Below are 13176 nucleotides of genomic sequence, written 5' to 3'. Positions count from 1 at the left end.
GGGGGTGGGTGAACACAAAGAAAAGGCAGCTCAGGTGCAAATTGGCGGCTTCTTTGCGTTCTTTGTGATCTCTGTGGTCAAAAAACCAGGCCGCATTTGGAACTACTGCCTGTCAAGCCGGGACGTTGGGCTTGCGACAGATGAACACCATGGTCCCCGTGTGCTGCGGACCGAAGTCCTCGTCGGTGTAATCGCCCTTGACCTGCACATCCGTAAAGCCAGCCAGGCGCAGCATCAGCAGCATCTCCTTCCTGAAGTACCAATGGTTCTGGCCGGCGTGAATCTCCTCTTGCAGCAGCTGCTCGCCGTCGTAGAGGCGATACCGTCGCTGCTCGCTGCTGATCTGCTCGACCGGATCCATGCCGGTCCAGCGCCGTTCGACCACCAGGCGCCGCTGCCCGCCAAACTCCTTGATCACGTGCGGCTTCCAGGGTGACGGATAGATGCGTTCGGCCTCCGGCTTGTTGTAGTCGTAATCGCCCCAATCGCCGAAATAGGCGTTGAAGGCCAGCACACCGCCGGGCAGCAGGTGGCGATGGAAGCGGCGCAGCGCTTCGAGGGCGTTCTCCTGGCCAATGACGCAGGTGAAGCTGCCGCACGGAACATAGATGCACGCGTAACGCTTGGGCAGGTCGAGCGCCTGCATCGGCTGGCAGTAAAGCACGGGCGCCAACCCATCGGCCTCAGCCTTTTGCCGGCAGACCGCCAGCATGTCGGCCGCGCTGTCCACGCCCTCGACCTCCAGCCCGGCCTGCAAGTAACGGCGCAGCAGCCGGCCTGCGCCGCAGGCCACGTCCAACGCCAGCCCGCCAGCCTGCTCCACGATGCGCTTGTAGAAATCATGATCCCACGCCGGGTCGTCATACGCGGACCAATGCAGCGCCGCCAAACCGGAATAGAGGTCAATCTCGTCAAAGGTCATTTGAACGGTCATTTTTGTCACCTTCAAGTTAGAGTGCAGCGATGCGCCGGATTTGCAAAAACGGCAACATGCGTAGTATAATGGTAATAGCCGCCGGTTCGCACGCTCACCCCATCCTATCGCGGGCGCCCATGATTTCCCGGATGATGCGGTGTCGTTGAGACCACTTTTTACGTTCACAGATTGTACCACAATCTACTACTCGTGTCATGATGCTCTGATGAACACCCGCTGAGGAGGGCCTCCGCATGACCATGTATGTTCCTTCCACCGATGAATTGCGCGCGTTCTGTTTTCAGCTCGTCGAAGCGGCGTGGGCCGAGCAGCGCACACCATGGCGCCGTTGGCCCGCGGACGATGGCGCAGAATTGCTCAACCGGCTCGCCTATCACAACCTCACCGGGCCCCGCTGGCAGCGCCTCCAGCGTATGCGAGCAGTGGTCACCCGCCAGGGCTGGATGCCGTATGTCGCGATCATCGCGCAGATGATCGAGACGCACTATGACCATGTGCTGGCGCTGACTTCCAACGACCCAACCGTCTGGCGTGCACTCTATCGCGATATCAGGGCGCAGGTCGTGCGCTCCCTGACCCGCTATCAGGTGCCGTGGCGACGCGCGCAAGTGGACAGCGAAGACATTGCCCAAACCATGTGCCTCAAGCTGCTTGTCGTTCTCACGCGCTATCCGTGGGACGTAGATTTCGTGGCCTGGCTGACCATCGTCGCGCAGCATCTGACGATTGACCTGCTGCGTCGGCATGAGGCGCTTGATGCCTCGCTGCCCTACGACATTGAAATGCTGCATGAGAGTTCCGAGGAATCGCCCTTCGATCTTCATCCCAACGACCGCATGCGCGTCGCCTTTCATGACCGCGATCACCTGTTGTTCGATGAAGCCATGACCGAAGCGTTGCGGTGCGTCACGTCTCCCTGGCAGCGTCAGGTATTCGTTGAATGTCGGCTGCGAGACAAGAGCCTGGCGGACGCGGCCTCAGAGTTCAACACGACGTACGGCGCAGTTGCCAGCGCGCTCTTGCGCGCGGAGCAGCGCCTGCGGATCTTCGTCGCGGATCATCCCGATCATTTCGAGCCGTAAAGCCGACAAGGCAACGCAAGGGGGTGCATTTCAGTTTGAGGGCGTAGCCCCGGAGGGGCTTGCACCTCGTAGCCGGATGGCCTTTGGCCTCCGGCGGGGGTGCTGGCCCGGATGTCGTAGCCGGATGCGCACCCAGCTAAGCGCCTGCCGGCGCGGCGGGTTACCGTGAACGGATGCCGGGGTCTACGGGCTGCATGGAACGCGTGCAGCCCGACCTGGAGGTACGTTTCGGCAGCAATGCCGGCCTGGACGGTTCCCGGATCGGGGCTTGGCGGCATCGTCTTGTAACTGGAGCGGCGTGGCTGACGTATTTCAGGCCGCGCAGCCGATAGGAACTGGTTGCATCTTGTCAACGGCTGGGTTACGTAGGTGGCGGGCCCTTTCCATTCGAGCCGCAAGGCCTGACGCGGGCCCGTGCTTGGGCTGAGCCTGCCGTGCAGAACCGTGCGGCCTCGACAAGCCGGTGCCAAGCCCGTGGCTGAGGAGCTGCATCTAACCGTATTAACCGTGGTGGCAGCGGCCTTCGACAAGCTCAGAGCCTGTCGAACCGTGCGGTCGAGCCTGTCGAACCGTGCGGTCGAGCCGCTCACGACGAAGCCTCAATCGCCCAACCCGCTTCGACGAGGTCTCAGCCGAACGGCCCCCATTCTGAAATGCCCCCAGTTTGAACCACACCCTACGCAGGGCGACAAGATGACAATCGGCGAGGACTATGTTAAAATAATCACATAAGGTCAGCATCACAAAGGACAACGATGTCAACTGAACTGATGACCATCATTGATGCCTGGGCGCAGCCCGCGTCCCTGCAGGGTTTCCAACACGTGCCGGAAATCTTGCGTCTCTTTGCCCAATCGGGCGCCAGCCATCTTCTCGAAACCGGTTTGACCCCTGCAGAAACAGTCGCCCTGATGGATCGAGCCGGCATCCAAACGGTGCTGCTGTCGGCCTGGCGTCGGCCCGGCGCCTGGGTGTTCAGCAACGACGACGTCGCAGCCATTGTACGCGAGTTCCCCGGCCGCTTCAACGGCGTCGCCGCGGTCAACCTCGAGCGCCCGTTGGAAGCAGTGCATGAACTAGAGCGCGCAGTCAAAGAGCTGGGCTTCAAGGCGCTGCGCGTGCTCCCCTGGCTGTGGAATCGCCCACCCAACGATAAGCTGTACTATCCCCTTTATGTCAAATGTATCGAGCTTGACATCCCATTCTGCACGCAGGTGGGTCACACCGGCCCCCTCATGCCCTCCGAAACGGGGCGCCCCATTCCCTACATAGATGAAGTGGCCCTCACGTTTCCCGAACTGCGCATCGTCGGCGGGCACATTGGCTATCCCTGGACCGATGAGATGATCAGCCTGGCCTGGAAGCACGCCAATGTCTACATTGACACATCCGCCTACCTGCCGCGCTACTACCCACCGTCGCTGCTTCACTTCTTGCGCACCTACGGCAGGGACAAGGTGCTGTTTGCCACCAACTTCCCGCAGTTATCCTTCGAAACCTGTACGCAGCAAGCGCTGGCGCTCGATTTGCCGCCGGACGTGCGCGCCCGGTTCATGCACGACAACGCGCAGCGCGTGTTCAAATTGGACTCGTAAACCCCCGCCGCCTGGAGGAAGAAATCGTGGAGATTGAGAAGCGACATGGCGTCCCGCAAATGACGTTGGGACATTATGAGACTGACTTCGCCGATCGGCATCTGCTGCATGGCATCGTCGCCAAATGGGCGCGCGCCAAGCCCAAGGCGCTGGCCCTCATCAACGCCGACACCAAGCAGGAAATCACCTGGGAACAATTCGACAAGACCACCACCGCGCTCGCCATGAAGTTGGTCGCGATGGGGTTCAAGAAGGGTGATTTTTTTGCGACTTCGCTGCCGTTCCTAACCGAACACATTTTCCTACAGTACGCCTGCTTCAAAATCGGCGTGATCCATGCGCCGCTGGATCTGCGCTTGAAGGGGCCGGAGGTGATTCGCAGCCTGAGCCTGATCAAAGCCAAAGGTTACGCCTTCCTCGGACAGACGCCACTGGCCGACTTCCGCGAGCTGGGCAAGGCCGTGATGGCGCACTGCCCGTTCGTGGAGCATTTCATTCAGTTCTCTGCGCCCGATGAGACGATCGCGGGCGCCAAGTCGGCCTTTGTTCTCGCCGCCGAGGCGCAGGCCCTGGCGACGGCGGCGGTGCAGGACCCTGCGAACTCGCCGACCCTGCGCGCGTTTGGCGCCGCGGCGGCGGCCGTTGCGGAAACCGACGGCGCGCAGGTCATTTTCACCACCGGTTCCACCGGCTACCCGAAGCCGGCGCTGCTCTCGCACCGCAACATCACCTGCCAAAACATGTGCCTGGCCTACGGCTTTGGCATTGGGGAAGACTCGCGCATGTTGGTCAACCTGCCGCCATCGCACGTCGGCGGACAGGCCGAGCAGTTGATGACTGTCCTCTGGATGGGCGGCACAGCCGTCATTTTGCACATCTTCGATCCGGTCAAGTCGCTGCAGGCCATCCAAGACTACAGGGTCACGGTCATGGGCCAGATTCCGGCCCTTTTCAACATGGAGTGGCGCCTGCCGAATTACGACCAGTACGACCTGTCGAGCTTGGAGTTTGCCCTCTACGGCGGCCAGCAGGTGCCGCGCTCGTTCCTGGAGCGGCTCAAGGCCATGGCGCCCAAGTTTGGCACAGGGCTGGGCTTGACGGAAACCGGCGGTTTTGTCACCTATTCGCCCCTCGATGGCACCGTGGATGATATTCTCGCCAGCGTCGGCTTCGACATGCCAGCCTATCCGCTCTCCATTCGTCAGCCCCTGCAGGCTGATGGCGCGGCCGGCGCCGAGCTGCCCGACGGCGAGATTGGGGACATCTGCTTCAGCGGCCCGCAGACATTCTTGGGCTACGTCAATAACCCTGAAGCGACGGCGCACACCATCTCCACGGATGGGATCATCTACACCGGCGACATCGGCTTCAAGGACGACGCCGGTCTGCACTTTACCGCGCGCACACGCTGGGTAATCAAGCCCAAGGGATACCAGGTCTACCCGGCCCAGGTGGAAGATTACCTGTGCGAATTGCGTGAGAAAGTGGCGGCCGCGGCCGTGGTGGGGGTGGAGCACGATGTGTTCGTCGAAGCCATCGTGGCCTTTGTGGAAAAGAAGCCGGGAATTGAGTTGACCCCGGCGGACCTGGAAGCGCATGGCCGCGGGCTGACCGCCTACATGCGACCGCTGCACTATGTGATCTTGGAACCTGGACAGCTGCCTCTCAATCGGGTGGCAAAGACCGATTACGTGACGCTGTCAGCCCTGGCCAAAGAGACCATCGCCGCCTTGCGCGCACAGGGCGGATGGGACCGCTGACCTGAAGATGCTGGCTCCCCGGATAGGACTGGCTCACACAAAGACACCAAGACACAAAGAACCTATTGACCCTCGGCGGCTTTGTGTGAAGGCTGACCGAAAAAGAATCGAACAAGTTTGCGACTCCGGGGCCGCCTGCCGTTTTCATAGACGGTTGCGCGCGCAGCGCATGGGCCGCTCATCTGAGAAGCTGGTCCAGCCGGCATGGAATTCCCCAGTGCATGAACGAAGCCTGGGCTGCCGTACACAACCGGTAGCCCAGGCTTTTCCAATCTCGCCGCCGCAGATTCACAGGCGCCGCGCTTTGGCCAGTAGTTCCAAATTTGGCCGAGTTTTTCGCCGCAGAGATCACAAAGAACACAAAAAACTGCTGTTTTGCGTTTAGTCTGCCGTTTCTTTGCGTTCACCCACCCCCGCATGTGCTCCTTGTGGTTGACTATGCCCCACATTGGGAATTGCTGCGCTTTGGCAACCGGCGTTGGCAGAACAGGCGCAACGTGCTACAATAGACCCCATCCCTTTGCTGAGGTTTGACCCGTGCCGCCGCTGTCCAGAATCTGGAAGATTGCCGAGCCTGCCCCACCTGCCTTCCTGGCGCAAGTGCCGCACGTGCATCGCGTGCTGGCGCAGATTCTGTACAACCGCGGCCTGCGCGATCCCACCGTGATCGAGGCCTTCCTGCAAGGATCCACCCTGGTCAAGAATCCATACAGCCTGAAAGGGCTGCCCGAAGCTGTCACGCGCATCCGCCGCGCCCTGCGCCAGGGCGAACGCATTGCGGTCTACGGCGATTTCGACGCGGACGGCGTCACCTCCACCACGCTGTTGGTACAGGCGCTGCGTGCGTGCGGCGGTCAGGTGGAGCCGTACATCCCGCACCGCGTAGATGAAGGCTACGGCCTGAATAACCGGGCGCTGACGTTCTTGCACCAGCAGGGCTTCGCGCTTGTCATCACCGTGGACTGCGGCATCCGCTCGCTGGCCGAAGCCGACCATGCCCGCACGTTGGGCCTCGATCTGATCATTACCGATCACCATCACGTCGGCGCGGAGCTGCCCAACGCGCTCGCGGTCATCAACCCGCGCCAGGCCGGCTGCCGCTACGGCTTCAGCGGGCTGGCTGGCGTTGGCGTTGCCTATCGCGTCGCGCAGGGTCTCCTGCGCGCGGTCAACGCCAATCTGCCCCGCGGCGCTCAGCCTCCGAGCCTGGACGAAAGCGATCTGCTTGACCTGGTCGCGCTCGGCACCGTGGCCGACATCGTGCCGCTGCTGCAGGAGAATCGCGAGCTGGTGCGCCAGGGGCTGGCGCGCCTCAACCGCACGACGCGCGTTGGGCTGCAGGCGCTCATGCAGCAGGCGGGCGTCACGCCGGGCCAGGCGGATACAACCGCCATCGGCTTTCGGCTGGCCCCGCGCCTCAACGCCGCCGGCCGGCTGCAGTCGGCCATGCTGGCCTACCGCCTGCTCTCCAGCCAGGATCAGACCGAAGCGGCTGAGCTGGCCGCGCAGTTGGGCCATCTGAACACCCAGCGTCAAGAACTGACTGAGCAGACCGTGCAGCGCGCGCGGCGTCAAATCGAAGCCAATCCCGGCAATGGGCTGCTCTTGCTGGCCGAAGGCGACGATTTTCTGCACGGCGTGGTGGGGCTGGCCGCGGGTAAATTGACCGAGGAGTTCTACCGGCCCACCATCGTCATCGAGCGCGGGCCTGACTTCAGCCACGGCTCCGCGCGCAGCATTCCAGCGTTCCACATCACCCGCGCGCTCGACCAGGTGGCGCATCTGCTGGAGCGCCACGGCGGGCACGAAGCCGCGGCTGGCTTCAAGATTCGCACCGAACGCCTGCCCCAGTTTCGCGAGGAGATTCAGGCCGTGGCTGCGGCCGAGCTGGCGCAGCAGACGCTGCAGCCGGTGTTCGAGATTGACGCCGTGGTGCGCCTCAGCGACCTGGACTTTGGCCTGCTGGCGGTTCTGCAGCAGTTGGAGCCATGCGGTCAGGACAACCGGCCGCCAGTTCTGCTGGCGCGTGACTGCAAAGTGCTGGAGGCGCGCACCGTTGGCGGCGAAGGTGCGCATCTCAAGCTGACGCTGAGCGACGGCGGGCCGCCGCGTGACGCCATTGCCTTCCGTCAAGGCCACTGGCTGAGCCGCGTGCGTCAGCGCCTGGACGTGGTTTTTGCGCTCGAAGCCAATGAGTACAACGGCAACCGCCGTCTGCAGTTGAATGTGCATGATCTCAAGCTGTCCGAAGGCGCGCTCGACGCCTATCAGCCCACCCTGATGCCAACCGGCGCGCCATCCGCTGGCTGATTCGTCTCCCATGCGCCGCACCGCGCGGTACAAATGAGGGCCAAAGAACATGCTGCGTCGGCTATCTCGAACACCGCATCACCATCGCTTCATAGATGTCGAAAGCGACACGCAGTTCAGCGACGCCTGGGTTGTCCTGGGCGCGCTGCTGCTGTTCTTAGGGCTGGTGCTGCAGAATGTCTTCTTGACCGCGGTCGCCGTGGCTCTCCTCGTGGTCGCGGCGACGAGCTGGCTCTGGAACGCGCTCAGCCTCTTTGGTCTGCACTACGAACGGCATTTGAGCGAAATCCGCGCCTTTCGCGGCGAGACCATCAACCTGGTGCTGATGGTGCGCAACCAGAAGCTCCTGCCCCTAACCTGGCTTAGCATTGTGGATCGTTTCCCCGTCGAACTGCCGGTCAACGCCAGCAAAGTCATGGTCAACGCCACCACCAACCTGGGCGAGTTCCATACCTTCTGGATGCCCGGCGCGTTTCAACGCCTGCAGCGTTCGTTCCAAATTCAATGCAGTGAGCGCGGCTTCTACACTTTCGGCCCATCGGTGGTCACGACCGGTGATGGCTTTGGCCTCTTCAGCCGCCGCGCCACCCTGATGGAACGCCAGCGCCTGATTGTCTATCCGCACCTCTACCGCGCGGCCGATTTGCGCCTGCCGCGCAAGAATCCGTTCGGCAGCCAGGGCGCCCGCGGGCGCCTGTTCGACGATCCGCTGCGCACGGTGGGCATTCGCGCCTGGCAGCCGGCCGATTCGCTGCATCATGTGCATTGGAAGGCCACCGCGCGCCAACAGCAGCTGCTCAGTCGGGCCTTCGAGCCGAGCGCCGAAGCCCAGGTGCTGATCTTCCTCAACGTGGCGACGCTCGTGCGCCACTGGCACGGCTACATTCCTGAGCTGCTGGAACGCGTCGTCAGCGTGGCCGGCACCCTGGCCGCGCTGGCCGCAGAGCAGCGCCTGCCGGTCGGCCTCATCGCCAACGGCGCGCTGCCCAACAGCGACCAGCCGATCCGCGTGCTGCCAGGCCGCAGCCCTGACCAACTGCTGCACATTCTGGAGCTGCTGGCCGCGGTGACCAACTTCGCCACCGGCCCGATCGAGGAGATGCTCCTGCGTGAGGCGCCGCGCGCGCCGTGGGGCGCCACCCTGGTGTTGGTGACGGCCATCGCGCATGAGGCCCTGCTGGCCGCGCTGCTTGACCTGGCCCGCGCCGGCCGCCGTGTCGTCCTTTTCACCCTGGCCGAGGAGCCGCCGGTCGCCCTCATGCCTGGGATCATGATTTATCACCTGCCGCATCTGGTGGAGGACCTGCTCACCCCCACGTTGGTGCAGGATGCTGAGACGCGAGTTCTGTGAGGAGACCAGAGATCGCAGGATAGAGATCGGAGATTGGAGACCAGAGATCGGAGATTGGAGACTGGAGATCGGAGACCGGGGATTGGAGAAGGATCGTGCTGCTGAGTAATCGTCGGCATCGCTTGATTTTCATTTGCCTGGCTGGCATGGAGATGGCCTGGCTGACGCCGCTGCTCCTGCTGTTTTTTCAGGCGCGGCGCATCTGGCGCGCAGACCTGGCGCTGCCGACTCCCAGCCCGCTGGCGCTCTTTGCCGTGCTCTGGGCCAGCCTCCTGCTGCTCATGCTGATGCTCGACATCCTGCAGCGCCGCGACCTGGAATCGCCGCAGTTCGAGCTGAGCGTGCTGGGCCTGCTGCTGCTGACGACCCTGCTGGCGATTCGTTTTGGCCTCTACAGCCGCGCTCTGCTCACCGACGCGGCCTGGCTGCGCAACACGGCAGACGCCATCTTCAACTTCCAGCGCGGCCTGCGGCCGGAGTTGTTCTTCTTCCTGGTCATGCTCTTCCTATGGCAGCGCGCGGCCAGCGCGTCCAATCGTGACCTCGGTTTCTTCAGCATCGGCGTCGCCTTTCGCCTGGGGATTCTGCTGCTCATTGTCGGCGGCGGTTTGCTGGCCGGCGTCGCACCGCAGGCGCTGGCTGCCGTGCAGTTCGTATGGTTCTACTTCTTCCTCGGTCTGACCGCCGTGGCCCTCACGCGCATTGACCAACAGGCGGTGCGAGGGTACGACAGCGCCGGCGTGATGATGCCTGCGGGCCGCCTGGCGCAGCTCCTGGCGATGATCGGCGTCACGCTGGGCGCGACCGCGCTCCTGGCCGCAGTCGTGACGCCGCAGGGAATCCTGGCCCTCATCCGTTGGCTGGGGCCGCTGTGGGTCATTCTCGGCCGCGTCCTCCGCTTCGTACTCGATGCCCTCTTTGCGGTCCTGGCGCCGATCTTGGAATGGCTGTTCCAGAGCCTGGTCGGCCTCTTTCGTAATTCGTCGCTGCTCACCAGCCTGGACAACATCATTCAAAGGATGCAGGCTGCCAGCCTGGATACCCAGGCGACGACGCAGCCAACCGCCGACCCCATCCCCCCCTGGATCTGGGTGGCCGCTCGCTACACTTTGGTGCTGGTGGTCTTGGGCCTGATGATCGTCTTTGTCCTCCTGATGCTCGGGCGCGTGCGCCGGTCGCGCGTCAGCGATCAGGCCGAAGATGTCGCGCACGAGGATTTGACCTTTGGCGGCAACAGCCTGCGCCGCGGCTGGCGACGGCTGCGCAACCTGGCGCGCCTGGTGCGCCGCTACGGCCTGGGCAGCCAGCTCCTGGCCGCCATCTCCGTGCAGAACCTCTACGCCAACCTGACGCGCCTGGCGCGGCAGCGCGGCTTTGCCCGGCCGCCGGCCGTGGCCCCCGATGAATACCTGCCCATCCTCCACCAGGCCTTTCCGGGCCAGGACGTCGCCCTGCAGCGCCTGACCCTGGCCTACATGCGCGTCCACTACGGCGATCATCCGATCAGCGAGAGCGAACTGACGCGGCTGCGCGCCGACTTCCGCGCCATCCAGGAGACGCCGCGGCAAGCAGATCCCCAGCCAGTCTAACCCTGAAAATGATTTCATTGACAGTGAAAGCATTTTGGTGTATGATTGCAGTATGACTGACAATAGCTGGATAACCAGGTGGTCTAGGGACCAGGTTCGGGCTATGCTGCTGGAACAGTTCGATGCCTTCTGGCGCCGCGACACCGGCATCGAACGGGCGCAGTTAGGCGAGCTTGAGCGCGCGGCGCCGCTGCCGCATGCGGTTATCATCTCCGGCCTGCGGCGGGCTGGCAAGTCAACCCTGCTGGCGCAATTGGCCCACCGCCTAGGCGAGGACAGGTTCTACTACATCAACTTCGAGGACGAACGCTTCCTGGGCTTCGCGGCCGATGATGCGAACGATCTGTACGCGCTGCTGGTGGAGCTGTTCGGCGAGCGCGGCGTCTTCGTGATAGACGAGATCCAGAACGTGCCCGGCTGGGAGCACTTCGTCCGCCGCTTCATGGAGATGGGGCTCAAGTTCTACATCACCGGCTCCAACGCTTCGCTGCTCAGCCGCGAACTGGGCAGCCGCCTGACGGGACGCTATGTGCCGATCGAGCTATTCCCCTTCTCGTTCGCCGAGTTCCTGCGTTTTCGGGGTTACGCCGTGCCCGACCTGACCCGCCTGACCACGATAGACGGGGCGCGCCTGCAGGGTTACCTGGGCGAGTACCTGCGCCTGGGCGGGATCCCAGAACCGCTCAAGTACCCCGAGCTGCCGTTGGCGCGCACCCTCTACGACGATGTGCTTTACCGGGACATCGCGACGCGCCACCGGATCGAGGAGGTGCGCGCGCTCAAGGAGCTGGCCTTCTATCTGATGAGCAACCCGGCGGGCCTGGTGTCGTTCAACAAGCTCAAGGAGCAGCTCCGGCTCGGCAGCGTCAACACCGTCAAGAACTACGTCGAATACCTGGAGAACAGTTGGCTGATCTTCACGGCCAACGTCTACGACTTTTCGGTCAAGCGCCAACAGGTGGCGCCGAAAAAGGTCTATGCCATTGACACCGGCCTGGCGAGCGCGGTAGGCTTTGCTTTCTCGCCCAACACGGGGAAACTGCTGGAAAACCTGGCCTTTCTGGCGCTCCGGCGGCGGACGCCGGAGGTCTACTACTACACGTCGCCGGCAGGGTTCGAGGTGGACTTCTATCTGCCGGAAACCCGCGAGTTGATCCAGGTCAGCCAGAACCTGGCGCAGCCAGCCACCCGCGAGCGCGAGCTGCGCGCCTTGACCGCTGCCACGCGCGGCCTGGGCTTGACGCACGGGCTGATCCTGACGGATGCCAATGCGGAGCCGATAGAGACAAACGGCCTCACGATCGAAGTCCGCTCCCTGGCTGAATGGCTGCTATCATCATAGGCGATGCCAGGCGCCCGAAGAAGGGTGCAGATCCGGAATGTCATGCTGTTGACATGTGCTTCAAGCTGTGGCATGATTGGTTTCAGAAACCAAGCGCCTATCCGAACAAGGCTAAGGGTTCCTTCGCGGTGCGCGCGCTGCGCGCACCGCACCTACCAAAATGACCACGAGCGTCACGGCTGTCAACGGCAGGACAAATTCCAGCATCACGGCGCTGAAAGCTGGGAGCACGCGGTGCTGTGAAGCATCCAGGATGAGATAGGCCGTATAGGCCACGAAGTAGCCGAGGAAGAATGCTCCTTCCCAGCGAGCAATCACGTTCCCACGGAGAAACATCGGCATGCACGCGATGGCCACCGCGATCATGACCGGGATGTCGAGACGCAGGGCGGCCGGGGATACGGACACGCCGCCGGACGCGATTGTGCTGGCGAGACCCAAGACCCAGAAGATATTGAGCAGGTTGCTGCCGACGATACTCCCCACCGCGATGTTGCGCTCGCCGCGCAAGGCGGCCACGACTGACGTGACGGCTTCCGGCATGGATGTGCCGACCGCGACCACCGTTAACCCGATGACCAGCTCACTCACGCCGAGGGCCGTGGTAATACTCACGGCGCCGAGCACCAGCCAGTGAGCGCCCAGCGCCAACAGCCCCACCCCCGCCAGCACCTGCGCACCCGAAACGAGCCACGTGCCTGGCCCAGCCCGGATCGCCCCGAATTCTCCCGCGTATTCAGCGCGGACCGCTTGCGTCGGATCACGACTCTGGCTAACCGTCCAGATTGTGTAGGCCGCGCCGCCTGCCAACAGCACCAGGCCATCCAGCCGGCTGATTGCGCCGTCCAGCGCCATGAATAACATGAGGAACGACGCGCCAATCACCAGCGGCACGTCAATCTGCACGAGCCGTTGGGTCACGATCAGCGGCGTGGCCAGCGCGGCGAGGCCGAGCACGAACAGGATGTTAGCGATGTTGCTGCCTACCACGTTACCCACCGCCAGGTCCGGCTGTCCGGCGAGAACCGCTTGCACGGCGACCGCGACCTCGGGCGCGCTGGTGCCAAAGGCCACGATGGTCAGCCCGATCACGATCGGGGGCATGCCAAAGGCGGCGCCCAGGCGTGTGGCCCCGCGCACCAGCACCTCGGCGCCGACGATCAACAGCGCCAACCCAACGAAGAAGAAGAGTAGTGGCACGCGTCCTCCT

Annotated in this window: 9 protein-coding genes; 7 read left to right on the top strand and 2 right to left on the bottom strand. The window is 63.2% G+C overall.

What is annotated here, in order from left to right; genetic code table 11:
* Positions 1-112: 112 nt before the first annotated feature.
* A complete protein-coding gene (locus ACPQ6D_RS04865) occupies positions 113-934 on the bottom strand; it encodes a class I SAM-dependent methyltransferase (protein WP_423223178.1) in 822 nt (273 codons plus the stop codon).
* A gap of 236 nt (positions 935-1170) precedes the next feature.
* Here ACPQ6D_RS04865 and ACPQ6D_RS04860 point away from each other — a divergent pair, with 236 nt between their 5' ends.
* The 7 genes from ACPQ6D_RS04860 to ACPQ6D_RS04830 all read left to right on the top strand — a co-directional run bounded on the left by ACPQ6D_RS04860 (position 1171) and on the right by ACPQ6D_RS04830 (position 11966).
* Positions 1171-2019, top strand: a complete 849-nt coding sequence (locus tag ACPQ6D_RS04860; protein WP_423223177.1) for a sigma-70 family RNA polymerase sigma factor — start codon at positions 1171-1173, stop codon at positions 2017-2019.
* 770 nt (positions 2020-2789) lie between these two features.
* Positions 2790-3614, top strand: coding sequence for an amidohydrolase family protein (locus ACPQ6D_RS04855; RefSeq protein ID WP_423223498.1), 825 nt, complete (start codon positions 2790-2792; stop codon positions 3612-3614).
* Positions 3615-3640: 26 nt separating this feature from the next.
* Entirely contained in the window at positions 3641-5374 is a 1734-nt protein-coding gene (locus ACPQ6D_RS04850; RefSeq protein ID WP_423223176.1) for a class I adenylate-forming enzyme family protein, read from the top strand.
* 537 nt (positions 5375-5911) lie between these two features.
* On the top strand, positions 5912-7684 hold the full coding sequence (recJ, locus tag ACPQ6D_RS04845; RefSeq protein ID WP_423223175.1) for a single-stranded-DNA-specific exonuclease RecJ: 1773 nt from the start codon (positions 5912-5914) through the stop codon (positions 7682-7684).
* A gap of 49 nt (positions 7685-7733) precedes the next feature.
* Positions 7734-9035 (top strand): DUF58 domain-containing protein, encoded by a 1302-nt coding sequence (locus tag ACPQ6D_RS04840; RefSeq protein ID WP_423223174.1) that lies wholly within the window; start codon positions 7734-7736, stop codon positions 9033-9035.
* 95 nt (positions 9036-9130) lie between these two features.
* Complete coding sequence (locus tag ACPQ6D_RS04835) at positions 9131-10624, top strand: DUF4129 domain-containing protein (protein WP_423223173.1); 1494 nt, start codon at positions 9131-9133, stop codon at positions 10622-10624.
* A gap of 103 nt (positions 10625-10727) precedes the next feature.
* Positions 10728-11966, top strand: coding sequence for an ATP-binding protein (locus ACPQ6D_RS04830; RefSeq protein ID WP_423223172.1), 1239 nt, complete (start codon positions 10728-10730; stop codon positions 11964-11966).
* A gap of 111 nt (positions 11967-12077) precedes the next feature.
* On the opposite strand, the gene ACPQ6D_RS04825 is transcribed toward ACPQ6D_RS04830, so the two are convergent.
* Positions 12078-13166: a calcium/sodium antiporter gene (locus tag ACPQ6D_RS04825; protein ID WP_423223171.1), complete on the bottom strand. Its 1089-nt coding sequence runs from the start codon at positions 13164-13166 to the stop codon at positions 12078-12080.
* Between the last annotated feature and the right edge of the window lie 10 nt (positions 13167-13176).

This window comes from Candidatus Amarolinea aalborgensis, from assembly GCF_900491745.1.
Lineage (GTDB): Bacteria > Chloroflexota > Anaerolineae > SSC4 > Amarolineaceae > Amarolinea > Amarolinea aalborgensis.
The sequence above is the reverse complement of the archived record's forward strand: the minus strand, read 5'-3'. Positions and strand labels throughout refer to the sequence as shown.